Annotated in this window: 19 protein-coding genes and 1 tRNA gene; 7 read left to right on the top strand and 13 right to left on the bottom strand. The window is 44.7% G+C overall.

Annotated features, from left to right (window positions below):
• Positions 1-11: 11 nt before the first annotated feature.
• Both pepQ and KJ365_RS17005 read right to left on the bottom strand, forming a co-directional pair.
• On the bottom strand, positions 12-1,322 hold the full coding sequence (gene pepQ, locus KJ365_RS04985; RefSeq protein WP_214450534.1) for a Xaa-Pro dipeptidase: 1,311 nt from the start codon (positions 1,320-1,322) through the stop codon (positions 12-14).
• A 135-nt stretch (positions 1,323-1,457) separates the two neighbouring features.
• Positions 1,458-3,440 (bottom strand): transglycosylase SLT domain-containing protein, encoded by a 1,983-nt coding sequence (locus KJ365_RS17005; protein ID WP_214450533.1) that lies wholly within the window; start codon positions 3,438-3,440, stop codon positions 1,458-1,460.
• Between the two features lie 268 nt (positions 3,441-3,708).
• On the opposite strand from KJ365_RS17005, the gene fadB reads away from it, so the two are divergent.
• The 3 genes from fadB to KJ365_RS04965 all read left to right on the top strand — a co-directional run bounded on the left by fadB (position 3,709) and on the right by KJ365_RS04965 (position 8,915).
• Positions 3,709-5,859, top strand: coding sequence for a fatty acid oxidation complex subunit alpha FadB (gene fadB, locus KJ365_RS04975; RefSeq protein ID WP_214450532.1), 2,151 nt, complete (start codon positions 3,709-3,711; stop codon positions 5,857-5,859).
• A 19-nt stretch (positions 5,860-5,878) separates the two neighbouring features.
• Positions 5,879-7,042 carry an acetyl-CoA C-acyltransferase FadA gene (gene fadA / locus KJ365_RS04970; protein WP_214450531.1) on the top strand — a complete coding sequence of 388 codons (1,164 nt, stop codon included), beginning with the start codon at positions 5,879-5,881 and terminating at the stop codon, positions 7,040-7,042.
• A 241-nt stretch (positions 7,043-7,283) separates the two neighbouring features.
• The gene (locus KJ365_RS04965; RefSeq protein ID WP_214450530.1) at positions 7,284-8,915 is read left to right on the top strand and encodes an arylsulfatase; all 1,632 of its coding nucleotides are present in this window, start codon (positions 7,284-7,286) and stop codon (positions 8,913-8,915) included.
• Positions 8,916-8,918: 3 nt separating this feature from the next.
• Here KJ365_RS04965 and KJ365_RS04960 read toward each other — a convergent pair whose 3' ends face one another.
• From KJ365_RS04960 to KJ365_RS04935, 6 genes are all read right to left on the bottom strand, one after another.
• Positions 8,919-9,932, bottom strand: a complete 1,014-nt coding sequence (locus tag KJ365_RS04960) for a formylglycine-generating enzyme family protein (protein ID WP_214450529.1) — start codon at positions 9,930-9,932, stop codon at positions 8,919-8,921.
• Between the two features lie 290 nt (positions 9,933-10,222).
• Entirely contained in the window at positions 10,223-11,611 is a 1,389-nt protein-coding gene (locus KJ365_RS04955) for an ATP-binding protein (RefSeq protein ID WP_214450528.1), read from the bottom strand.
• 96 nt (positions 11,612-11,707) lie between these two features.
• On the bottom strand, positions 11,708-12,244 hold the full coding sequence (locus tag KJ365_RS04950) for a redoxin domain-containing protein (RefSeq protein ID WP_250884036.1): 537 nt from the start codon (positions 12,242-12,244) through the stop codon (positions 11,708-11,710).
• A gap of 87 nt (positions 12,245-12,331) precedes the next feature.
• Positions 12,332-12,541 (bottom strand): transcription antiterminator/RNA stability regulator CspE, encoded by a 210-nt coding sequence (gene cspE / locus KJ365_RS04945; RefSeq protein ID WP_214450527.1) that lies wholly within the window; start codon positions 12,539-12,541, stop codon positions 12,332-12,334.
• 268 nt (positions 12,542-12,809) lie between these two features.
• Positions 12,810-13,307, bottom strand: a complete 498-nt coding sequence (gene ilvN, locus KJ365_RS04940) for an acetolactate synthase small subunit (RefSeq protein ID WP_214450526.1) — start codon at positions 13,305-13,307, stop codon at positions 12,810-12,812.
• Positions 13,307-15,025, bottom strand: a complete 1,719-nt coding sequence (locus KJ365_RS04935; protein ID WP_214450525.1) for an acetolactate synthase 3 large subunit — start codon at positions 15,023-15,025, stop codon at positions 13,307-13,309. The genes ilvN and KJ365_RS04935 overlap by 1 nt, the downstream gene beginning before the upstream one ends.
• A gap of 265 nt (positions 15,026-15,290) precedes the next feature.
• Between KJ365_RS04935 and KJ365_RS04930 the strand changes: the two genes are divergently transcribed.
• The 3 genes from KJ365_RS04930 to KJ365_RS04920 are packed head-to-tail and all read left to right on the top strand — an operon-like array spanning position 15,291 to position 19,574.
• Positions 15,291-15,971, top strand: coding sequence for an ABC transporter ATP-binding protein (locus KJ365_RS04930; protein WP_214450524.1), 681 nt, complete (start codon positions 15,291-15,293; stop codon positions 15,969-15,971).
• Positions 15,964-18,495, top strand: coding sequence for an ABC transporter permease (locus KJ365_RS04925; protein WP_214450523.1), 2,532 nt, complete (start codon positions 15,964-15,966; stop codon positions 18,493-18,495). Before KJ365_RS04930 ends, KJ365_RS04925 begins: the two co-directional genes overlap by 8 nt.
• On the top strand, positions 18,483-19,574 hold the full coding sequence (locus KJ365_RS04920; protein WP_214450522.1) for a lipocalin-like domain-containing protein: 1,092 nt from the start codon (positions 18,483-18,485) through the stop codon (positions 19,572-19,574). The genes KJ365_RS04925 and KJ365_RS04920 overlap by 13 nt, the downstream gene beginning before the upstream one ends.
• Before the next feature lie 54 nt (positions 19,575-19,628).
• On the opposite strand, the gene KJ365_RS04915 is transcribed toward KJ365_RS04920, so the two are convergent.
• Together KJ365_RS04915 and KJ365_RS04910 are read right to left on the bottom strand one after the other, a co-directional pair.
• Entirely contained in the window at positions 19,629-20,009 is a 381-nt protein-coding gene (locus KJ365_RS04915; protein ID WP_214450521.1) for a MaoP family protein, read from the bottom strand.
• Between the two features lie 243 nt (positions 20,010-20,252).
• Positions 20,253-20,328: transfer RNA gene (locus KJ365_RS04910), tRNA-Gly, on the bottom strand.
• A 149-nt stretch (positions 20,329-20,477) separates the two neighbouring features.
• Between KJ365_RS04910 and KJ365_RS04905 the strand changes: the two genes are divergently transcribed.
• Positions 20,478-21,716: a GGDEF domain-containing response regulator gene (locus KJ365_RS04905; RefSeq protein WP_214450520.1), complete on the top strand. Its 1,239-nt coding sequence runs from the start codon at positions 20,478-20,480 to the stop codon at positions 21,714-21,716.
• A gap of 243 nt (positions 21,717-21,959) precedes the next feature.
• Here the strand turns inward: KJ365_RS04905 and KJ365_RS04900 are convergent, their stop codons facing one another.
• The 3 genes from KJ365_RS04900 to KJ365_RS04890 are packed head-to-tail and all read right to left on the bottom strand — an operon-like array spanning position 21,960 to position 26,185.
• Positions 21,960-23,183 (bottom strand): hypothetical protein, encoded by a 1,224-nt coding sequence (locus KJ365_RS04900; protein ID WP_214450519.1) that lies wholly within the window; start codon positions 23,181-23,183, stop codon positions 21,960-21,962.
• Positions 23,176-25,530, bottom strand: a complete 2,355-nt coding sequence (locus KJ365_RS04895; protein ID WP_214450518.1) for a putative bifunctional diguanylate cyclase/phosphodiesterase — start codon at positions 25,528-25,530, stop codon at positions 23,176-23,178. Before KJ365_RS04895 ends, KJ365_RS04900 begins: the two co-directional genes overlap by 8 nt.
• Positions 25,523-26,185, bottom strand: a complete 663-nt coding sequence (locus KJ365_RS04890) for a methylamine utilization protein (protein WP_214450517.1) — start codon at positions 26,183-26,185, stop codon at positions 25,523-25,525. The genes KJ365_RS04895 and KJ365_RS04890 overlap by 8 nt, the downstream gene beginning before the upstream one ends.
• Between the last annotated feature and the right edge of the window lie 4 nt (positions 26,186-26,189).

Raw genomic sequence — 26,189 nt, 5'->3', positions numbered from 1 at the left:
GGCGGGTAGGTTTAAATACCCGCTTCTCTGCTCATATTCTCGTTACGCTCTTTATGCACAATCACATTGTCCTCAATGCGAATACCGCCATATGCACGCAAACGGTCAACCACATTCCAGTTAACATACTTCGAATGCTCCGAACCTTTCAGTTCAGCTAGCAGCGAATCGATGAAATACAGCCCCGGTTCAATGGTGAAAACTTGGCGTGGCTCAATGGTGCGTGTACATCTTAAAAACGGATGCTCTTGCGGAGGCGGGAACGGTGTGCCTCTGTCATCTGCAACGTGACCACCTACATCATGTACTTGCAGGCCTAAAAAATGCCCGATGCCGTGGGGGAAAAATGTGCTGACAATGCCGCTTTCAACGGCATCTTCTGCGTTCATATTCAGCACTTCTATCTCTTTTAATATCTGTGCAATTCCTGCATAAGCCGTTCGGTGGACGTCAATATAACTCACTCCCGGAGCAAGTTTATCTACGCACGTTTTGGTAAGCGCTTCGACTCGCTCAATGATATCTTTAAACTCGCCATCTTCAGCACTGTAGGTGCGGGTAATATCGGCGGCATAACCATGATAACTGGCGCCGGCATCAATCAAAAAGCTTAGATGTTGTTTGGGCACCTCGGTATCTAGGCGCATATAATGCAAAATGGCGCTGTGCTCATTGAGCGCGACGATATTGTTGTATGGAACGTCGTTATCGCCTTGTTGTGCACCTAATAAATAAGCTTGATTAATATCGAATTCACTACGATGTGCAAAAAACGCATCGCGAGCGCTGGCATGGGCGATAGCCGCTGTCGCATTTGCTTGACGCATGCAATCTAGCTCATAGTCTGTTTTATAGGCTCTTTGATAATGCAAGTAATGCAGCACTCGATCTGGATTAACTAACTCAAACCCTAGTGCTTTGGCCACTTCGATATACTCGCCCACATACGCATATTTAGACTTGTCGTAAGGTAGGTGTTTTTCAACGGCGTTGGCATGCTTGAGCAGTACAATATCAAAGTGCTGCGCCCAGAATTCACTCGGCTCGTCAGGTACCCAGTGCCAGAAGTCTTGGGGACGATAAAAAATCAATTTAGGCTTATTAACCCCATTCACCACTAACCAACAGTTTGGATTATCTACCACCGGCAGCCATGCTTTGAATTGGGGGTTCACTTTAAACGGGTAGTGATTGTCATCTAAAAACTGATGCTTAGACTGACCTGAATGAATAATCAAGCCATCAATACCTTCACGCTGAATGGCATCTAAAGTGCGTTTTTGCAAAATATTAATATGTTCAGCGTATTGAGCTGCATGCATGGGTGGTCACCTCTTTATTAGGCTAGCTGATTAGCACAAGGCATCATCTAAATGGACTTATTGTTGTGGCGAAAGGCTACCATGCCCATGCGTAAAAGTCAGGTTAAGTGAGGTTTACTATATGAAATATACTGGCTAATCTGCTTGTAGTTCCATCGTAGAGAATTCGGCAAATACCGTTTGCTCAACGGGCTTTTCACTCAACTTATCTTGGTAAATTTGCTGATACGCCAAGACTGCCTTTACGTAATTACGGGTCTCGCGGTATGGAATGGTCTCCACCCATATATCAGCAGGCACCGCACCACTTTGTGGCAGCCATTCGCTGACTTTACGCCAACCGGCATTGTAAGATGCCGTTGCAAGCAGAGCATTATCGTCAAGCTTGTTTAGTAAGTACCGCAGATACTTATTGCCTATTCGCGCATTGACGTCAGCGTCGAGAAGATCTTTGGCGGATATTCTGCGGCTTTCTAAATAACGAGCCGTGCTTGGTAATATCTGCATAAGTCCTCGCGCATCCGCTGAGGAAATCGCATCGGTCATAAAAGAGCTCTCTCTCCTGGCGATCGCAAACGCCCACTCCGGCGGAATATTATTCTTTTGCGCCTCACGAGTTAAAAGTTCGGCAAACGCCGTTGGAAAACGTCTGTCCACATCATCCAAATAACCTTCTCGGCTCAAGGTGAAAATGGATTGGTCGTGCCATTCCCAAGCACTACTTACTACTGCCGCGAGCACTTTTTCATTATCATCCAGCTGACGCTGGGCATGATTCCATTCTAATCGTGCAGGATAATAACGCCCAAGTGCACGAAGTTCATATGCGCGTTGCGTTGCTGGCAGGTTGATGATTTTACGAAGGGCATCGTGTGATGCTTGTACAGGCGCATTATGTAAGCTGTGTGGTATGCCTAACCTTGCACTTGCCAAAAAACCGTAATAATGACGCTCGGTAGCTAGCTGACGATATAAAGGCAGGGCCTGCTCATCGCGACCGAGCTTTTCATACGCCCTCGCTAACCAGTATTGAAACTGATTTTCATTGGTTAACTGCGGCGGTGACTTTTCAATCAGCAATGCAATACGTTGCCAATCTTGTTGTTTTAACAAATACGCTAAATGCCATCGCATCGTTTCTGATTCTGGCTCAACCTGAGAGGCTTGAATCAGCCAATTCTCAGCCTGAGGATGCTCATCTAGCGCCAAGGCAACAGCAAAGCGATGAATAATACGAGCTCGTTGAGCATCTGAAAATACTACCTTTTGTTTAGCTCGCTCATACGTGCTGAGCGCTAAATCTCGGTCTCTCCATATCAGCCTTGCAAGTGCATAACTGATAATGTCAGCTTCAATATTTGGATATTTACCTGAGTAGCGCACTAAATGACGCACATTGGCTGGGTTGCGTCTCACCTCAGCCCATCTGTCGGCAAGATATTGTTTGTCGCTCGGAAGCAAGGTCCTCAAATAGGGAATTAAGGTGTGCTGCCCGCCGTCGGCCGATTTTTCAATGCGGTGTAGAATAAGGTCTTCACTCAACAAGCCTGCCTGCATCCACTTTTTAAATAATGGGTCACACTCTTTTGCTTGGGATTTTCCAACATTCCAAAGCGCTGGAAGCTGCGCAAAGACCTCCTCTTGAGCCAGGCCCAGTGCATAGCGATATTCTAAAAAGGTGCATTGTAATGAAGCATTGTTAGGATAATCATAGAACTCAATAAAAAGCTGCTTTTGGTCTCGCTTAGCGAGGTATTGCAGCCAATCACGCCTTAAATCACGGGCAAGGACAGTATTATCATACTGACGCAAGAACTCCCTGATAGCATCTTCATCTCTAAGGGACATGCGGTGGCCAAGTTTCTTGGCAATTAAGTATGGAGCTAGCGGGTAATCATCAAGATCATTGATAACCGCTATTAAATCCTCATTGTCCATGCTCCAGACACGCCTTTCGGCGCGCAAGAAGGCGGCACGCTGATCTGCTCTTTTTGCTTCATCTACAAAAAATAGAGCATCAAAGTCACTAGTCTGCGCAATCGCTGGTGTTGCGGTAACGATTAACAAGCTTAAAGCGACACTAACCTGAAAAAATGTATTAAATATAGGGTGCTTCACACAGTTCCTAAAACATACAAAAAATAATGATAGATATTCAACGCACTCACTACACAAGTGACAGTGCTTATGATGCGTGTTTATCACCAAAAAAAATAAGCCCTACCGGGTTGAATTACGTAATATAGATAACAACATAGTTTATACAGCACAAATCGTGATTGGTTCCTCCTTTTTAAGGAAGTACTCTCATTATAATCCACCTTTTTGAATCTGTGGTCTAATCTTACACAGATTCTTTTTTAATATTTTGTCACAGGAGAAAAGCATGATGTATGAAGGCAAAAGTCTATCAGTCAACATGACGGACGATGGCATTGCTGAACTCGTATTTGATGCGCAAGGTTCAGTCAACAAATTTGACCAACAAACCGTTGCAGAGTTAGAACAAGCAACCAGTGCAATTGTCAGCGCCGACGGCGTAAAGGGCGTGCTTGTGCGCAGCGCAAAGAGCACCTTCATTGTAGGGGCCGACATAACAGAGTTTACTGCATTGTTTGCCATGCCAGATGCTGAAGTACTTGAATGGGTGACAAAAACCTCACAAGTATTCGATCATTTTGAAGACATTCCTGTGCCAACCATTGTTGCAATCAATGGTTTTGCCTTAGGTGGTGGTTGTGAGATGGCTTTGGCCGGCGATTTACGTGTTGCTGATACCACTGCACGAATAGGTTTACCTGAAGTTAAATTAGGCTTAATGCCTGGCTTTGGTGGAACCGTGCGCCTGCCGCGTATTATCGGTTCAGACAACGCCCTAGAGTGGATGACTACTGGTCGCGATCGCGCTGCTCAAAAAGCTTTAGACGAAGGTGCTATAGACGCCGTTACATCCCCTGAGAATTTGCATAGCGTAGCTCGTCAAATGCTTAAAGACGCTATCGACGGAAAAATTGATTGGCAAGGCAGACGCGCACAAAAACTTGCACCACTGACGCTTAATACAAACGAAGCGATGATGAGCTTCTCTACTGCAGCGGCCATGGTTGCCGCTCAAGCTGGTAAACACTATCCAGCCCCCCATAAAATGGTAGAAACCGTACAAAAGGCAGCCGCATCAGGCCGGGCTGGCGCACTTAAGTTAGAAAACGAAGGATTCGTTGCTCTTGCCAAGACAGACGCATGCCAAGCCCAAGTAGGTATTTTCTTAGCCGATCAACTCGTTAAGGGTAAAGGTAAGAAAATGGCTAAAGCGGCTACCAAAGAAGTCAAGCAACATGCAGTGCTAGGCGCAGGTATCATGGGCGGTGGTATTGCCTATCAAGGCGCGGTAAAAGGCGTACCGACCATTATGAAAGATATCGCTCAGCCTGCACTAGATTTAGGTTTAGCTGAGGCAGCGAAAATTCTTAGCAAGGGCATGGAGCGCGGTAAGGTCAACGCACAAACCATGGCCAGCACGCTGAATAACATCGTGCCAACCTTAGACATGAATGCCATCAAAGACGCAGATTTGGTGATTGAAGCGGTTGTAGAAAACCCCAATGTTAAAGCCGCTGTGCTAAAAGAAACTGAAGAGACCGTGGCAGACGATGCGATCATCTGTTCGAATACTTCGACGATATCGATTAACCAGCTTGCACAAAGCCTAAGCAAGCCAGAACGCTTCTGCGGTATGCACTTTTTCAACCCTGTGCACAAAATGCCTTTGGTGGAAATCATTCGTGGCGAAAAGACCTCTGATAGCACCATCGCCGCAGTAGTTGCGTCTACTTTGAAGATGGGTAAAACCCCTATCGTAGTAAATGATTGCCCTGGATTTTTAGTTAACCGCGTATTGTTCCCATACTTTGCAGGCTTTAGTCGTTTGGTGCTCGACGGCGCTGACTTTACTGCCATTGATAAGGTGATGGAAAAAGTATTTGGTTGGCCAATGGGTCCAGCATATCTCCTTGATGTGGTGGGCATGGATACCGCAGATCATGCCTCAGGCGTGATGTCGGCAGGCATTCCTGAGCGTATGCAAAAGATAGATAACGACCCTGTGACATTGCTTTATAGCAACCAGCGTCTTGGTCAAAAGAACGGTAAAGGGTTTTACGATTACGGCAAAGACAAGCGCGGTCGTCCTTCAAAAACACCAGCTCAAACCGCATATGACTTATTTGCACCGCATGTAAGCGAACGCAAAGAGTTCAGTAAAGAAGAAATTATCGCCAGAGTGATGACCCCCATGGCAAATGAAGCCATCCGTTGTCTTGAAGAAGGCATCGTGGGCAGTGCAGCAGAAGCTGATATGGCGTTACTGTATGGTCTAGGGTTCCCTCCATTTAGAGGCGGCATATTCCGCTACATTGAAGCAATGGGACTGGATAACTTCGTAAAACTGGCAGACAGCTACGCAAGCCTTGGGCCGGTTTATCAAATTAGTGATGGTGTGCGCGAAATGGCGGCATCTGGCAAGTCATACTTCGCCTAAGCTTACGGGAGATTAGAACATGAAAGATGTAGTAGTTATTGATTGTATTCGCACACCAATGGGTCGTTCAAAAGGCGGTGTATTTCGCAATGTGCGCGCAGAGGATTTATCGGCGCACCTAATGAGCAAACTGCTTGAGCGTAACCCAAATGTTGACCCTGCAGAAATTGAAGACATCATTTGGGGTTGTGTACAGCAAACCAAAGAGCAAGGCTTCAACGTTGCGCGTAACGCGCAGCTTTTAACCAACATCCCTCGCAGCACTGGCGCGGTAACGGTTAACAGATTATGCGGCTCTTCGATGCAAGCCCTACATGATGCGGTATCGGGTATTATGACCGGTCGTGGTGACGTGTATATGATTGGTGGTGTTGAGCACATGGGTCATGTCCCTATGAATTATAATATCGACTTTCATCCAGGACTGGCGAAGCATACTGCCAAAGCCTCAGGTAGCATGGGAATGACGGCAGAGTTGTTGGGACGCCAAAACGGGATCACCCGTGAAATGCAAGACGCGTTTGGCGCGCGCTCACATCAAAAGGCAGCAGCCGCGATGAACAATGGCGGTTGGGATAATGAAATTGTGGCTATTGAAGGTCATGATGCCAATGGTGCCCTAGTATCGGTTGATTATGACGAAGTGATTCGTCCAGAAACGACTGTAGAGACGCTTGGCGGTTTAAGACCGGTATTTGACCCAGTCAACGGCTCAGTAACCGCAGGCACCTCTTCAGCGATTTCTGATGGTGCAGCAGCAATGCTAATAATGTCGGCCGATAGAGCAAAGGCCCTTGGGTTAACTCCTCGCGCTAAAATCAGAAGCATGGCAGTTGCCGGTTGTGATGCGGCTATCATGGGCTTTGGCCCAGTGCCAGCCACCAAAAAAGCATTGGCTCGCGCAGGCTTGACCATGGAAGATATTCAGTTAGCAGAGTTTAACGAAGCCTTTGCTGCACAAGCCTTGTCGTGCATCAAACAATTAGGCTGGTTAGATACCTATGAAGACAAAGTGAACCTAAAAGGTGGCGCAATCGCCCTTGGACATCCATTAGGGTGCTCTGGCGCGAGAATATCCACTACGCTTATCAATAACATGGAAGAGCAAGATGTAAGTATTGGTCTTGCGACCATGTGCATTGGTCTAGGCCAAGGGATCGCAACCATATTTGAGCGCACATAAGCGCTCTTTTACAGCTTAAATAAAAAAACCTCTGGCATTTGAATGTTGGAGGTTTTTTATTGGCTCTTGGTTTCTCTGGTATAAGCGTTAGTTGCGACTTAAATACAGCCTTGCAGATGAATGAGCGTCTAAAAGGTTGCTAATAATACCCTTTCAAACCAGTGATAATAATAAGAGTGAAACGCTCGCTCTTATATCCATGCTACACTCAGACCCTTAACAATCATCGAGCACCTACAGCATGTCAATTCTAAGAACCAGCTTTTGTATTTTAATTGTTATGTCTTTCTCATTTTTATTAGTGGGTTGCGCCGACAAACAGCCTGAAGAAGATAATCGGCCTAATATCTTACTCATTGTTGCAGATGACCTTGGCTATTCCGATTTAGGGGCTTACGGTAGCAATATTAAAACTCCCAACATTGATGCATTGGCAAAAAAAGGTCTGTTGTTTACGCAGTTTCATACCGCTCCGATGTGCGCACCTACTAGAGCGATGTTGCTTTCTGGCAATAACAATCATGTTGCAGGCATGGCAGGACAGAGCAGACGCTCCTTAGGTGGCCAAAAGGTGCTTGGTTACGAGGCCAGCTTATCGGACCGAATCATTCCATTTTCTAAACTTTTGCAAACTTCTGGATACCAAACATACACAGTAGGTAAGTGGCATCTGGGTGCAAGTCCTGAAACTAGCCCAACCGCAGCAGGTTTTACTCGTTCATTTAATTTATTGCACGGAGCAGGAAACCATTGGGATGACCTAGGTTTTTTTGAAGGTGGCTCTAAATTTTGGGCAGATGGCGATTTTACCGAATATCCAGACGGTGAGTACTCAACCGACGTGTATACCAATAAACTGATTGAGTTTATTGACGATGGTAGTGATGTAAAACGCCCCTTCTTTGCTTTTGCCGCTTACACCTCTCCTCATTGGCCGTTACAGGTGCCTGATAGTCAGCTCAATCTATATAAAGGTGCTTACGATGAAGGCTATGATGTGCTCAGAGAGCGAAACTTTGCGCGCGCACAATCTGCTGGGATCCTATCAAGCAACCACGAACTACCACCAAGAAATGAAGCCATTACCCCTTGGGAAGACTTAAGCCCAGAGCAACAAAAGCGTGAAGCAAGAAAAATGGAATTATACGCGGCAATGGTTGAAAACCTTGATGAACACGTTGGCCGCTTAGTGGAGCACTTGAAAGCTCGCGACCTATACGACAACACAATGATTGTTTTCATGTCAGACAATGGTGCCGCGGCTGAAGATTTCTACAACAACGCACCTTACTCAGAATTTGTGCAAAATAACTACGATAATAGCTATGAAAAAATGGGCACGCGAGAATCGTTTGTTTCTTATGGCCCGCCATGGGCAGAGGCGGGTTCAGCGCCCTTTAGTAGGCATAAAACCTATCCATCTCAGGGTGGTATCGTTGCACCTATGATCATGTCGGGTCCAATTGTAAAGGCGAGCCATGAACCTAGCTCTACCTATATTACCTTAATGGACTTAGCCCCTACTTTTCTTGATGTGGCTAACGTTGAATATCCGCAAAGCGAACAAATTAAGCCCATGTTAGGTGCAAGCATGTTGCCATATATAAGAGGTGAGCAAACTTCAGTACATGATGAGGAGTATGTGACTGCTTTATTTCATCTTGGGCGCGCTTTTTTGCGCCAAGGCAATTGGAAAATCACCGTGTTAGAGCAACCCTTTGATGAATCAAAATTTGAGCTATTCAATTTAGCATCTGACCCAGGGGAAACCAAAAACCTTGCCAGTGAATATCCAGATAAGTACAAAGAATTGATAGAACTATGGCGAGTTGAACGCAAAAAGCTAGGCATAATCTTACCCGAAGATCTGTGATGTTTAATTTACCGATTTTACCGTTCTAAACCCAATATGTGTGGTACCAAGACCAGTATCTTGCGCTTGCCTAGCGGCTGGTCTGTATCGCATACAAAAGTCATCAGCGCATAAATACGAGCCCCCCTTAATCACGCCAACGGCTATGCCCGGTTGATTTGGGTCATATCCTTGGTTAGGAAAGTGAGTAGGAATTTGCTCGTTATCTTGGATATGTTGAGGGTAGTAAGTAGATTGGGTCCACTCCCATACATTACCAATTAAATCATGAATGCCATAGCGGTTGGCATCGTAACAACCAACAGGCGCAAGGCCTGCATGACCGTCGTCACCATCGTCACTGAACGGGAATAAGCCCTGCCAAGTATTTGCGGTGTGTTTATTGTTAGTGGTTAAACTATCACCGCGAGCATACTGTGAATTTTTTAGTCCGTTTCTCGCGGCGTATTCAAACTCTTCTTCTGTGGGCAACCTATGGCCTTTCCATGCTGCATAAGCCTGTGCGTCTTGATACGCGATATGCACAACAGGGTAGTTTTCTTTGCCAATGATGGAACTGTTGGGTCCTGTTGGTTGACGCCAGTACGCACCCTCCACAAAATGCCACCAATTCATGAGCGTGCCGGCAGAGACCGCTTCGTTAAGTTTTACAAACACGGCTGAACCTGCGACCAATAAATCGGGCGGCAAATCTGGGTAAAGGCTAGGATCAGGGGCTTTCTCGGCCATCGTGACGTAACCGGTGGCCTCTACAAAGGCTTTAAACTCAGCATTAGTTACCTCAGTTCGGCTCATATAAAAACTATTAACCTTACGCTCAACAACAGGAAACTCCTCTGGGTACATGCCGCCTGCTCCCATCAACATATCACCGCCTTGTACAATTACCATGCTAGATTCAACACTGCATGCGTGAGCTTGCTTAGTAGGCTTTGTATTCGGCGAATAAATCTCATAGACAACAGCGCTAATAATCAAAATGAAAGCAACTGATAATATGGCTAGCGTTTTATTCATATAAGTTTGTCATTGTGTTTTGTGTCAATCATTCAATGGTGCACTGATAACAAAATATCATATTTTGGCTAAACGTAATAAATTTAAGCTGGGGCTATATTTTTAATAACACCGATGACACTTTGGAAATATTGATTAGTAACTTTTCTCCAAACTCTTTGGGTGTATCCAAGTATTTCCGCAGGCATACTGCGCCATTTTAGGGCGTAGCGCCGGATAAGGAGCCCCTGTTTCGCTTGTTTGTTGAGGGACTAACTTCGTAAAGCGTGGGTACGTTGTTGTATATAGCTTCATGAGATAGATTTCCCTTGCTTTCGCAACTCTTTTTGATAGCTTTGCTTAAGATCGAGTTGAGTGATTTCACTTCGCTTACCTCGAAGCGCAAGTAAAGCAGCATTTCTGATCACATTTGTCATCGCCCCACCTGATACTTCGTAATCTGCGGAGAGTTGATGTAGGTCTACATCATCCGCTAGCGGCGCTTTGTCAATTAGCATCGAGCGAAGTAGGCTTTCGCGTTGTATTGCCGTTGGCATCGAAAAATAAATGGTTGATTGAAACCGGCGGGTAAATGCTTCATCAATATTGTCTTTCAGATTAGAGGCGAGGATCACAATACCGGCAAAATCTTCGATACGCTGAAGCAAATAGGATACCCCTTGATTTGCATGTCGGTCTTTGGAATTACTGGTTTGCGTGCGACTACCAAATAGTGCATCGGCTTCTTCGAAAAATAGGATCCACTGCTTGTTTTCTGCTTGGTCAAAAATGCCGGCCAAGTTTTTTTCAGTCTCACCAATATATTTTGACACCACAGAAGACAAATCTATGTGGTAAACATCCATGCCAACATGTTTACCAATCAAAGTAGCTGTTAATGATTTCCCCGTTCCTGGAGGACCATAAAATAATGCGCGGTAGCCTTTCTTAAGGTGCTTAGAAAAGCCCCAAGATGACATAATTGTCTCACTATTCTCACACCATGCTAGCACTTGCTCCACTTCATCCATCACCGAAGGTGCTAAGACCAAATCTTTCCACTCAAGCTCACTTGTCAATAATTTTGCAGGAAAGGCGCTATTGAAATCAGGTTTGTGGAAGATGCCTGTGGTAAAGGCTTTCAAATATTCTTTGTTCAGCGATATCAGAGCACTGTTGTACGGCTCCATTGATTCATTAAGACCGAGTTGGATGATTTTGTTTTTCATCAGTAATGCGTCTTCATCAAACATTTGCAAATGCGAAAAGCGCGTCACTAACTCTTTCCCAGAGCTTATAAATAATAGCGTTTCGATGGTCGGTAAAAAGCCGCGATGAGATTTACCCACCGCGCCACCAAACTCAGTATATGGTTTATCTAATTGCTTACTTTTAATAAGCAATGTATCCAAAGAGTCAGGCTTTATGTGAGGCAGCATCGCCAGTATTAAGCAAAGGCGCTGGATGCTAGTGATATTATTTTGGGTAATAAAGCGTGCATAAATAGCCTCAAGGCCGCTCATATCTGGTGGTGGTAAACTATCTATATCTAAATGCCTGTCTTTCTCAAAATAATATTGAAAACGCATGTCTAACACAGACTCAAACCACGCTATCTCCAGATTTAAAGCGTGCGCATTACTTTGCTCTAAATCGGTCTGATTGAGCGTGTGTTGGCTGAGTTGCTGTAGTTGGATCATCGAAGTTCTCTCATACTAATTCCACTTCCGTTTGCGGCTGGCTGTATCCATGAAAAATGCAAATAGCGTTTTGATGAAACTAAATTAAAATCAGACTTAACTGCCAAAAGTTTCTCTAAGCTTAAGTCCAACCGCTGTGGAGTAACCATAAGAGCGACTGACGATGGTAAAGCTCTCATCAATTAAGTAGTAGCTAGGATAGCCTTTAATTTGAAACTGTCTTTTTAAATCGGCGTGCCCATATAAAACCTGCATCGTGACATCATGCTCAGCAACAAACGCCTCTACCTCTTCGGTGCTTGAGTAATCAAGTGCAATAACCACTACGTTGACCTTATCTTCATTTAGGTAGTCAAGGTTATCGATACTCAATGAACATATCTTACACCAAGGCGCAAAAAAATAGACCAGATTGGGTTTATCGTCTGCCAGCATGGGCATGACCAAGCCATCTAAACTCACGAGGTTTTGTTGCTCAACAATGACCGTGCCGTCAGTTTCAAGCATGTCTTTTGTTTGCCAATAGGTAATGCCTACTACAATCAATACAAACAAGGTGATGTCACGAAGGTACGTGCGGTAGTTTTTGGCAAGCGCCTGCTTGAACGTGAGTTTTTTATTTTCTACTTTCAAGGTGCACTCTCAACCGGGTATAAAAACAAAAATGGTGCGTATATACGCACCATTTTATAAAAATTTTACTGCACGTTTAAATAGTGTCTAGATTGGTTCAACGTTAGCTGCTTGTAAACCTTTCTGACCTTCTTCGACTTCAAAAGAAACACGTTGACCTTCTGGTAACGTTTTGTAGCCTTCCGCAACAATTGCGCGAAAATGAACAAAAACGTCTTTACCGCCATTGTCTTGTGTTAGAAATCCATAACCCTTTTCAGGATTAAACCACTTAACTGTGCCTGTAACTTTAGACATGTAAACCTCAAACTAATAAACAAAAACGCGCAAAAATGATGCGCAATCACATTTTTGACAAGGGCGTTTTATAGAATGTTTACTAACGAAGGACAACGTCGAGAACTCGTCACCGGGGTGAATCTAGAGCTTACTACACTTACAATATCAAACAAAAAAACAAACGAATTTCTTACCAAAAACAATTTAAGTGTAGCATAGTTTCAAATACTGCAAGTATTTTCTAAACAATTTTCGAAACTATAACTACCCTTTCTTTCTTTGCGTATTACGGACGCAAAGCTCTGTCTCCACGAGACAATCCACACACGCCTGTTCTTGCAGATTCAGTGATTTCTGCACATTGTGCCATTACGTCACTAAACGCTGACAGCTTGTCGCTCGTGCCGGTCACTTCAATGGTGTAATGCTGCGAAGTGACATCAAGAATACGTGCTCTAAAGATATCAACGTTGCGCTTTACCTCTGCTCTGGCGACTTCGGTAAGCGTAGATACTTTAATTAGCATCAATTCACGCTCTACGTGCGCAGAGTCAGTCAATTCGGCCACTCGTAATACATCTATTAACTTGTTTACCTGCTTGGTAATCTGCTCGGTCACTTTGTCATCAGCTTCGGTGATGATAGTCAGACGCGATAAGCTTTGATCAGCGGTTGGCGCCACGCACAAAGAATCCACGTTATATCCGCGCTGTGAAAATACTCCCATGATACGTGATAAAGAACCGGGAGCGTTTTCCATTAATACAGAAATAATTCTTCTCATTAGGTACGCTCCGTCTTGCTTAGTCTCATGTCATCCATAGCGCCATACTTTATCTGCATGGGGTACACATGTTCATTTTGGTCAACAGCGATATCCATAAATACAAGGCGTTCTTTTTCAGCAAAACAGCGCTTCATTGCGTCATCTAACTGATCTAGCGTGTCGACTTTGATGCCAACGTGCCCATAAGCTTCGGCTAATTTCACAAAGTCAGGCATAGAGTCCATATAAGAATGTGAATGGCGTCCTTTATAGTTCATATCTTGCCATTGGCGCACCATACCTAATGCACGGTTGTTGAGCGAAATAATTTTAATCGGTAGGTTGTATTGCAAACACGTTGAGAGCTCTTGAATATTCATTTGTATGGAGCCATCACCAGTCACCACCACTGAGCATGCATCGGGTAATGCGAACTGCACACCCATTGCCGCAGGCAGACCAAATCCCATGGTGCCAAGACCACCAGAGTTAATCCATCGACGCGGCTTAGCAAACGGGTAGTAAAGCGCAGCAAACATCTGATGCTGACCCACATCAGAACTAACATAAGCCTCACCATTGGTATGCTCGTACAAAGCTTGAATCACTTTTTGTGGTTTAATGACAGTATCGCCCTGCACATAATCGAGGCACTTTCGGGCGCGCCAATCATTGATTTGCTCCCACCAATCGGCCAGCTTCTCTTCTTGGCCACTTAAGTCATGTTCGTCAAGTACCGCATGGATTTGATTTACCACTGTTTTTACCGAACCCACCACTGGGACATGAGCGTTCACAATCTTAGAAATGGATGCCGGATCAATATCAACGTGAATAATATCTGCATGTGGGCAAAATTTCTCGACGTTATTGGTCACGCGGTCATCAAAACGCGCGCCAAGAGAAATAATACAGTCTGCATTGTGCATAGACTTATTAGCTTCGAGTGTGCCATGCATGCCTAACATACCTACAAACTGTTTGTGCACACTTGAAAACGCACCTAGCCCCATCAGCGTGCTCGTTACAGGAGCACCCAAGCGCTCTGCAAGATAGGTAATGACCTCACTGGCCTCACTGGCAATAGAGCCACCGCCCACATATAAAACCGGTCTTTTCGCTTTTAATAAACAGGCAACCGCCTTTTTAATTTGTTTGTTGTGGCCTTTCAGCGTTGGGTTGTATGAACGCATGGTCACATCGTCTGGGAACACATACGGATGGGAATCTTGGACGTTAACTATATCTTTTGGCAAGTCAACTACGACGGGCCCTGGACGCCCAGAGTTAGCAATATAATAGGCTTGCGCGATTGCTTTGGGAATATCCACTGCTCGCTTTACCAAAAAACTATGTTTAACTACCGGTCTAGAGCAACCCACCATATCGGTCTCTTGGAAAGCATCCTCGCCAATATGCATGGAAGGTACCTGCCCAGAAAGCACAACCATTGGAATTGAATCCATATACGCTGTAGCAATACCAGTGAGGGTATTAGTTGCACCAGGCCCAGAGGTTACCAATACCGTACCTGTTTTGCCGGTTGCTCTCGCATAGCCATCTGCCATATGTGAGGCACCTTGCTCATGACGCACTAAAATGTGTTTTACCACGTCTTGCGCAAATAAGGCATCATAGATATCTAAGACCGCTCCACCTGGGTAACCAAATAAATGCGTTACCCCAACGTCTTTCAACGCTTCAACCACCATCGCGGCGCCCGACATCATCCTCACGTGCTTGTCTCCTAAAGTATTTATTCGTAAACGCAAATATACCTGTTTGCACGCAAAGGAAAAACCCAAAACCGGCAAAAGGTGAAATATTTATCCCTATATAGGGAATAATTAGGATGAATATTCTAATTATTGCGATTTTATGCAGGCTAATTCAGTGGTCATCGATTGATAAAAACAGATAAGTGCGCAACATGCTTTTGATAGGCGCTAAACTTAACGGTGATCTGTACGTATGTAAAGCTAAAGCAACATGAGAATCGTAGTGCTTAGACTAAAAGATATATGCAAACGCTATAAAGACGGAAATTCATCTTTTTTGGTACTCGATGGAGCATCGCTAGACCTTGAAAACGGCGGCAGTATATCCATTCAAGGACCCTCTGGATGCGGAAAGTCAACGTTATTGCATCTCATCGGCGCCCTCGACAAACCAGATTCTGGAACGATTGCATTTACCCCCGCAAACAACGCGACCCTCGATATTCATAATTTTACTGAACATCAGGCAGATGATTTTAGACGCAAAAACTTAGGTGTCGTGTTTCAACGCTTTAATCTTATTGACTGCATTAGCGTTCAAGAAAACATTCGACTTCCCGGACGGCTTAATGACAATCTCGACGAGCATTACATTGCTAGTCTGTGCGGCACCCTTGGCATTTCTCGGCTTCTGAACAAGTTTCCAACGCAGCTTTCTGGAGGGGAACAACAGCGCGTTGCAATAGCCCGAGCACTAGCACATAAGCCAGACTTAGTGCTGGCAGACGAGCCAACCGGTAATTTAGACGAAGAAAACTCTAATATTGTGAGCAAGCTCTTATTCGATACCTGTCAAAAACTCAACACGACATTAATCGTGGTAACACACAGCGAAGCTGTCGCCAAACAAGCGCAGCGCCAACTGGTGGTGCGTCATAAGAAGTTGGCAGACATCCATGCCTAGGACTCAACCTAAGCTGTTTGAAGTGGCTCGAATGCTGGTACTAAGCTATCGGCAAACTTGGTTTAGTTTAGCCATGGTCTGGTTGTCTTTGCTCACCGCCTGCGCTGGTTTAAGCGCTGTGTTGCTAATCAATCAAAGCGCCAAACAAAGCTATAGCGCAGATAGCGCAAACGCCATATTAAGTGCTCGCCATCAGATTTTACCTATCCAAGATTCAAATCCAATTTCGTTGGAAAACTATCGCCTCATTAAACAACAAGGATTAAGCGAAGCGATCGCGATAAGCACCGCAAGGGTCACGCTATTTGCTGATTCAAAGCCGCTGGGGCAAAGAATAGATTTAATTGGTGTAGATGTGCTTGCTTTACTCAACCAAGTCAAAGTTAGCGATAGTCAGGCCGATTCATCGGCGAACATGCAAAAGGCGCCAACGAGTGCAAACCCATTGCAAATCGGCCAACGCATGGGGTTTAACCAAGACCTTATTCTAGCCCACCCACGATTGCTCGAAGAGCTCAGCATCACCGAAGATACCGTGTTAAGTCTCGATGCTAACATGCAAAACCGATTGCCTCGTATTCGAAGCGCCCAGTTAAGCGGACTAGGCAATGAACTGCTCCTTGATATAGGAGTGCTATTAAGCCTTTTACCGAGTAACGATATTACACGCATTCTTATACCAAGCCCACTCAATGACGCACAGCTAGCAAACATAAGAGAATGGTTACCTAATCATCTGACTATTACCCCTATAGAAGATGTCCAAGACTCAGCGCAATTGACGCAAAGTTTTCACTTAAACTTATTTGCCATGGCCCTGTTAATGTTCGCAGTTTGCTTATTCATTGTAATGAACGCCTGCAATCTATTGATATTTAAGCGCTTCGCCATGCTCAAGACTTTACGTCAATTAGGCGTGTCTCGCCGAATGATCATCATCACTCATGCCGCTGAGCTCCTGCTGTTTGCTGCGGTGATCAGCGCTTTAGGTGTATTAGTAGGCACGCAAGTCGCGTTTTGGGTAGCCCCCACCATCCGAAGCATTTTGGAAGGTTTGTATCGCGTTCAGGTTGGCTTTATCGATACGCAGTGGCTATTTCTTTATCTGAAAATATTCATGACCAGTGTTGCAGGGCTTACATTAGCGTTGCTACTTCCAATGCAACAACTCAAGCAATCTTTGGCAACTACTAAATCCGCAATAGCAGATGTGAAAATCGATGCACCAATAGTATCTGCATTACTGTTTTTTTCATTACTGGCTATTTGCCTATTTGCCTTTAGTAACCATCTAGGCGCACTATTACTTGGTGCAGCAGCAGTTGTTTTAGCGGGTAGCTGTCTGTTAATATTGCTCTTTCCTCATCTGCTCAGCGTTTGCTATCGCGTTGTGTCAAGTCAATATACATTTTTACGATTAGGCCTTGCGCAATCACGTGCTCTTTCACAAAAGACTAAAATAGCATGCTGTGCATTTTTTATTGCGGTGACCAGTAACTTAGGCATGAATCTGATGGTGGATAGCTTTCGCGCAAGCACCGAAAGCTGGCTAGACCAACGTTTAGTCGCAGACCATTATCTGTATTCTGACAATCCCGCCATCAATCAGCAACTGATGCCCCTAGCAAAACAATATAGTGTAGAGGTGCATCCACGCTTTGAAAAAGAATATGAATACGCGGGTCGCGCGGTGCAACTGTTTAGCTACCCTAGTGCTGAACGTTTTGCCCAAGCGATGGTGTTTCAAGACACCAGCGCCAATGCATGGCAGAGCTTCGAGGGCGGTAAAAGCGTGTTTGTAAATCAACAGTTCACGATACGTAACGCCTTGTCATTAGGCGATGAGGTAGACATTCAGGTACCTATTACGGCAAAAACAGAATCATTTACCGTAGCAGGCATCATTTATGACTATGGCAATCCAATGGGGCAAATCCTAATGCCACCTACGTTATTTGAGCAAAACCCGGCCAGTGCTAGCATTTTTGCATTATTGGGTGAGCAGGCAAACATTGCGGCCTTTTCAGACGCGCTCAAAACCCTCGATATCAAATTAGATGAGCAGCTATTTGAAAGCGCACAAATTTTAAGTGGCTCGATGGAAGTGTTTGACCGCACCTTTGTGATCACAGACGGTTTAAATTTAGTGACCTTGCTGGTTGCCGCGCTTTCATTAGCATGCACGCTCGTGACCTTAATCGACCAAAGTCGACCGCAGACTATGCTGCTACGTGCACTCGGGATAAGCGCTTGGCAGGGACGTGGCCTACTGCTATTGCAATACATGCTGTTATGCTTTGTGGCGCTTTTGTGCGCGACGCCATTTGGGATTTTGTTAAGCTACATACTCATTGAGCAAATCAATTACCATGCTTTTAATTGGTCTTACCCATTAGTAATCGAGGCTTCAAAGATAATGCAACTGTATGGGATTAGCTTTATGGTGGTATTCATGGTTATTAGCGCCCCTATTGTCCTATCCACCCGAAAAAGTCTTGCACAGGAGTTAACATGTTTAGATTAGCTGGGCTTTTGGTCACTGTGGTTGCGTTGCTAGGATGCGAAAAGGCGCCAGGTGATGATGAGCAAACGCAAACCATTAACCCCAACTTTCTGGTTTCACAAGGAAAAAAGGCGGACCCTAATTACGTTCTGTCGTTTCCCAAAGACCATTTACCACACGATGCATTTGATATTGAGTGGTGGTACCTAACCGCCAACCTTAGTGGTGATGACGGACACCAATACGCCTTGCAATGGACTTTATTCAGATTCGCCCAATCCTCTCAACAAAACCAGTGGTATCAAGGGCAGTCGTTTATGGGCCACGCGTCTTTGCATTCACCTGACCAACACTGGTTTTCAGAACGCTTTGCCCCTGGCGGGCTGGGCAGTGCTGGGGTAAAAACCATAGACAATAAGCTGAATCTATTTATTGACGATTGGCTGTGGCAGGGTAAGTCGACTGAAGGTACGCTTTTTCCTTCCGTACTCAATACGAAAATCATCAATAACACTTCTAGTATGGAAGTGGATATCACACTGACGCAAACAGGTCCGTTTGTGCTGCAGGGAGAAAACGGATACAGCATTAAGTCCAAGCAAGGCAAACATGCTTCTCACTATTATTCATTACCTTTTATCGACGTAACTGGAAGGCTCGAGTTACCGACCGGTGATGTTGAGGTAAGCGGAAAAGCGTGGTTTGATCATGAGTGGACCTCAACGCTGCTAGATCAGACTACTCTTGGCTGGGATTGGATGTCTCTTCACTTTGATAACGGCGATAAACTCATGGCGTTTCGGATGCGCTTAAATGATCAGGAAGATTATCAGACCGGCACTTACATTTTTAAAAATGGCGACGCTATTACGTTATCACCGCAACAAATCACCTTGACCATAGAAAAATCGTATGAGGTGGAAGGAAAAACACTGCCCTTAGAGTGGCAAGTTGTAATACCTAGCCAGAAGGTGGATATCAAGGTGACAGCGGTAAAGCGCAATGCCTATAACCCTTCTGTATTCCCATATTATGAGGGAGCAGTTAAGGTAAGCGGAAGCCAAACCGGTAAAGGCTTTTTAGAATTGACGGGGTACTGAATCTCAAAACATGCTTCTCATCACGCTCTAAAAGAGCGAAATGAAGCTTATTGCTTAATCGTCGAGCTCAATACCCATATCATCATCAGCATCCATTAACACCTCATCGTCTGAAGAGGAACTAGAGCTGACTTTTTTCGTGCCATAAATGCTACCGGCTTTAGGTCGGTTAATGCGTTTTTGATACTTCAGCCAAGCGCGTTCGGCAACGCTAGCGGGCTCAGTCTGCCCTAATGCACTGGACAAAAATTGCTCATCTTCCTCATCAGATGGTGCCAGTTTGCCATCTACCAAAGCAGCAATTAAGCAACCATATTCATTAAGCGCTTTACTCTCTGAAATCGAGAAATCGCCAGAACGTGAAAATCCATAAGGATAATTTTTAGTATCGCTAAACAAGCGTTTTAATAGGGTTTCTTTGCTTAAACTAGACACGTCACATTGCTCCAATTGTATTCACAAACAACAAGCCTTGGATTATTTTGCCGTTGTACCCTCGAATATCGGCAGTGTCAATAAAATAATGACGCATTTGTACGCTTTAACAAATTCTTCAAAAATTTGTCATGTTTATACGAACAAAACTAACGTGTGTGCAACGTAATTGCTGTCAACGGCATGTTGAATTTAACGATAAATGAGAGGTATCAAAACAGCAAATTGACATGCTGTAAAAAATGGAGCGGGAAACGAGATTCGAACTCGCGACCCCGACCTTGGCAAGGTCGTGCTCTACCAACTGAGCTATTCCCGCAAATTGGACGCGCATTATAAAAAAATATAGATAGGTTGCAAGCTCTTTTCGTCATTTTCTACAAATTGCCTATTAATTTTAGGATATGCCAGCCGATATTTAGACGTGGTGAGACACATTTTTGATGTAATGAGGTTGTAGGAGCCCAAGTGAAATACAAAATTTTATTGGTGGAGCACGATGGCAGTAGCCTGCGCGTGCTCAAACGTGTTATTGGCAAGGCCAATCTCGATGTAGTAACGGCCACCACATTGACCGAAGCCAAAATAATCTTTGAAAATTCTACCCCCGAATCTTTTTTATGTGCTGTCGTTGATTACGCTTTGCCAGACGCCCCTCATGGCGAGGCGATTGATTTTGCCATTGCCTCTTTCGTACCGGTCATCGTGATTACCAGCCAAACCGACAAAGACGTGCGTGAACGCATACTTAGCAAGGCCGTAGTTGACTACATTCCCAAAAGTAACTCGCAGATATACGAGTATCTATCACGCCTTCTAACGAGGCTCGAAAAAAACCGAGACGTCGGTGTATTGGTAGTGGGAGGCAATACCCGCAGTCGCAACGACATTTATGCGTTGCTAAATCGGCATAACTTTATCAGTTATCAGGCGGCGAATGGTGAAAAAGCGTTAGAGATGCTTAACCAAAATCCTCATATTAAGCTAATTATCACAGACCAGAAACTGCCCGATATGACCGGAGTAGATCTCGTTTCTAAGGTGAGAAAAACACACACAAAAGAAAGCTTAAGCGTTATCGGGACAAGTGAGAAAGGGGATGCTGCATTGCTTGCCAACTTTATCAAAAGCGGCGCCAACGATTACTTAAGACGCCCCTACTGCCATGAAGAGTTCTTCTGTCGCATCTTGCAAAACGTCGAATATGTAGAACAAATAGAGGTTATTAAGAAGACCGCGAATACCGACTATTTAACAAAGTTACCTAACCGAAGACACTTTTTCGCACAAGTTGAAAAAATCATGCACAGCAAACCCCAAAGCGTGTCGCTAGCGCTAATTGATCTAGACTATTTTAAGACGGTCAATGACAACTATGGCCATGACTTTGGTGATGTTGTGCTAAAAGAGACTGCACGGATGATGCAAAAACACTTTGCACAAGATGTAGTATCTCGCTTTGGCGGCGAAGAGTTTTGTGTGTTTTTAAGTAATATTGAAGCATCTGCAGCAAAGGAAAAATTAGATGCTTTTCGAGAAGCGATAAGCGAAAAATCATTTAAGTATAAAGACCAGCAAGTTCATTGCACCTTAAGTATTGGCATATCTCATAAACGAACAGGAAAGATAGAATCTCTGCTTAGCACGGCCGATGAATTCTTATACAAAGCAAAAGCTCGCGGACGCAACTGTATTGTGGATGAGTGATGGTAGTGCTGGTATTAACCTAAGTTAGAGAATCCTCCATAAGACAATGAGTTCCACTTAGCTCAACCATCCGCTGCGCATAAATCTTCCGTCTGCAAATATATACTGGTCATAAAAGTTAGCATTCAACAGCTTACCATGGCGTTGGGGAAATCCTTGCCTGCGCAAAAGTGACGTGGGGGATGTGTTGCACAACTGGTTGGGTGGGCTTTTAAGTGTCTTTTGTCAGACAGTGGTTATGCTCTAAAAATTCAGCGCCATCACCGCGAGGGCTTGGGTTTGTTTTAAACGGGCTTGTTCGCCTACTAAAATGCGATTGGCGACAAAGTTGTCATTTTGGTGCCATTCCATCCCCAGCTCTACCATCGGCGTGATTTGATACCGCCAAGCGATGGTAATAGCTTGGCCATCGCTGTCGTTTGGGTCTTGTGGTTTGAGATCATCCTCTTGCACATCAAAATGCTCTAACCGCAAAGACACGCGATGCTTGTTTTGACTATAACTCACCAGACCAAATATAGAATCAAAATCGGCATAAACGCCCCGCTCACCCATCTCTGTCGAGCCATATAACCAATGTGCCAAAAAACGCCAATTGCGATTAAGCTCATGAATGTAACTTAAACTGTGAAATTTTGTGTGCCAAGCATAAAGTCTTTCTTGGTTGACAACGGTGGGGTCGGCAAAGTTGTCATAGTAATAATAGCGCACTTCGCGCTTTCTGAAATAGCGTAAATGCGCCCCCACATAGCCCCCCCATTTGCCGTCAACCTCAATAAAGGGCTTGGTATACGTTGGCGTGGGAATGCCTTCAACGAAGGTTTCAACGCTTGGGATGGGGGCAAATTGAATAATGTCGTTATTGAGACTTTGGCGATCGTGGGTTGCAAAACCTCGCCACGTTAATAATGTGCCGGTTGTATCATTGCCCTTGTATAAGCCTGAGTTAATTTCCCAACTCCAAGGACTATTGCGTTTACGACCGCCTGAATACAGACTGACCTGCGCGCCTAAAACTCGAAGCTCCTCGCCTATCCAGCTATTGATGGCCGATTGTGTATAGGTATAGGGTGACAACCAGCCCTGTGCCGTATTTTCAAGGGAAAGGCTGGGATAGAAAAACCCCAACTTGGCTTTCCATTTTACTTTATCAGGGCTTAGTGGCTTATAAATAAAGGAAGCTTGGGTCAGGCCTAGGTTTTGTTCACCATCGATATAAAGGTTGGCAACGGCGTCAAACGTCCAGTCTTTATTTATACGAAAATTGCCGTGCAAAAACGCCTGCTGAATCGCAAAACCGCTTTGCTCAGCACGCAAAACCCCCACACCTTTTTCTTGGTAGCTTGCGTTTGTATCAGCATTAATTAAAGCGCCTTCAATGCGGCCACTCAGGTTTTGCGAGTAAACTTGGCAACTGATGCTGACAAGTATCAGCATGCTGAATATTTGCTGCACCGTCTTAGGCATTGGCTCGGCTTACATTGGTGGTACACGCGTTAACAAGCCATTTGTTCGCTTCTTGAACCGGCATTGGACGGCTTATAAAATAGCCTTGCGCATATGTGCATCCCATGCTTTTTAAAAGGGCTAGGGATTGTTCGTCTTCCACACCTTCGGCAACGGTTTTTAAGCCTAAATTTTGCGCCAAATCGATTAAGGTTTTGACCATGACCTGGTCTTCTCGGTTAGTGGCAAGCTCTAGTACAAAGGCTTTATCAATCTTAAGCTCGTTCACCGGTAGTTTTTTAAGCTGCGCCATTGACGAGAAGCCGGTACCAAAATCGTCAATAGACACCACTATGCCTATTTGAGAAAGCAAGTTGAGTGACTGCAATGCCACCTCGGGCTCGCTCATGATGGCACTTTCAGTCACTTCCAATATTAATTTTTGCGGGGCCACCTGATATTGGCTCAAAATGTTAACAACCTTACGAGCAAAGTCATTATGCACCAGATCAATAGCCGAAATATTCACTGCCATGGCCACCTCAATACCTTGCTCACGCCATTTTGCATGTTGTGCAATGGCAGTTTCAATTGCCCACATGGTGATTTGTTTGATGGCCCCAGACTGTTCCGCTAACGGAATGAATTCATCGGGGGGAATAAAGCCTTTTTCTGGATGGATCCAACGTGCCAAACACTCTACGTTCTCAATGGTGTTAGTCACCAGGCAAAGCTTAGGCTGATAATACAACGAAAGCTGTTGTGAGCTTACAATGTCTTTTAGTTCAGACATGGTTTGCAGACGCTCAACAGAGAAGCTATTGAGCGCATCTGAGTATTCTAAATAGGCGTGATGACTTTCTTTACAAGCCTGCAGGGCAATATCCGCTTCTAGTAAAAGATCTGCGGCTTTGTACTTACCCTTAGCATCCGCTTCTAATAGAGTACCGCCCATGCTCACGTCGATGCTCAAGGCTACCTCATTGACCATAAATATGGGTTGAAAGCACTGTTTTACATCTTCCATTAGCGCTTTAAGCATCATGCCTTTTAAGCTTAATAGCGCAAATTCATTGCTACCCATGCGCGCGATAAATACATCGTCATGATAACGCTGAGTCAACCTTTGTGCGACTAAGGCAAGTAGTGTATCGCCTGCTGCGTGGCCGATAGAGTCGTTGACCTCTTTAAAGCGTTCAATATCAACAAGAATTAAGCTCAGCGTGGCGGTTTCATTTAATACCAGTTGTTCATCCAAATATTGGATGAACTTGACGCGGTTCGGTAGGCCACTTAAGTCGTCAAAAAAGGCCAGTCGGTTGATTTCTGATTCGCGCTGCAATAAGCCGCTGTGCATCTGTGATACAGCTTTGGCAAGGGTATTCACTTCTTTGGTGTCGCTGCGCGGAAAATCGTTCACCGTATCGCCTTTACCAATTGCATCGGTGACTTCAATCAGCGCGAGTATGGGTTTTGAAATATTACGGGCTATTAGCGTGGCCATGAGCAATACCGCGATCGAAATCACCACAAGTAAACCAATCAATTGGCTCACCAAGCTTCGGTAAGACAAATAGGCCTCTTCCTCAACGGTTGAGAGCATCAGTGACACCGTTGCACCATTGGCATTACCTATGGGGGTTAGCATATACAAATAGTGACCCGATGGCACATGCATGTCTTGAATGGTATCGAGCTGTTGCATGGGATTAAGCATAAACTCACTGACAACTGCTTTTTCATAAGTAGATGCGATCATGGTTTTCGCGTCTTTCATTAAGCTCACGTCAAGCTGGGTCAGTTGCGACAACTCTTCATTAAAAAGTTGCTGCGCCGGCTTTGCAAACAATAGCCATGCCATCACATCACGTGATCTTGGTGTATTTCTGACCGGCACTGCCTTGGCTAAAAATACCGAATCGGCGTTGATATACCAGGTGATATCTTCTGTTGCCAAACGACTAATGTCGGTTAAAGGCGCCATTAGAAAGTCAGGTGAGGTAGTGATAATTGCGCCGTCCCCTGCAACAACAGCGAACTCACTGGCGTTGAAGCGTGTCGTGAAGTTTCTCATTGCAACGTTGAGTGATTCGACGTCATCTTGAGAATCGAGAATTAGTTTTTTGATGCTAAAATCAGATGATAGGTTAGAGGCCGCTTTAAACAATACATTTGCGGTGTCTTTAAAGTGCTCGCTGATCAAGGTGGTACTGATTTTGGTATTGTTACTCAAGAGTTTTTGTGAATGAGCAAAAGCTGCTGTTTGCACAAAATACAGCGTTACTAGAATTACCAGCACCACAATGGCAAAAAAGCTGGCAAGCAGCTTTGTTTGCAGCGAAACAATAAATTTGTTGGGACTACTCATAGACATCTAGCCCTTCAATTTCATCAAACTCAGAGAAGCTTTCTAACAAATCAGTGCTTAGCTGTAGGGTAAATGTTTGTGCCGAAGCGCTAACGGTGAATGTGTGTTGCTTAGTTATCTCTGGTTTGTCAAAACGAGGATGCCAGATATCGACCGTGTAATTTCCATCAGGCAGCGAAACTTGAAAAGCACCTGCTTTATTGGTTTTACCTGATAAGTCGCCCTCTGATACATAAATATAGCCTAGCATCCAATCGTGAATGTTGCAGCCAAGCTCAACAATACCCGACTCTCCAAATTGAATAGGATGCTCGTCAAGTTGTTCCTGAAGCGATATTTCAAACGTTTTTGCTGGCGAAAAAGAATATACGTGATGCTTCACCGTGTCGGTGTTCGGAAAACTAACGGTTGCACCTTGTTGAACGACGAGAATATGTGGCACAAATTGCTGATCAATTTGCTTCATTATAGCGCTTTGCGCTTGGCTTGCTTTGGGTTGAACAGGATTGTTAGGGTCAGCTTTGATGGATACCACCACATCTGCTAAGGTCAGACCTTGATTTGATAAGACGTTCACCGTAATTTTATTGTCGGCTAAGGCCGCCTGCGCCGTTAAACACAACCCTGCAAACACCATTGATAACATCAAGCGCATGAAA

The sequence above is a fragment of the Glaciecola sp. XM2 genome (assembly GCF_018595715.1).
In the GTDB taxonomy this organism is placed as follows: Bacteria; Pseudomonadota; Gammaproteobacteria; order Enterobacterales; family Alteromonadaceae; genus Glaciecola.
The sequence above is the reverse complement of the archived record's forward strand: the minus strand, read 5'-3'. Positions and strand labels throughout refer to the sequence as shown.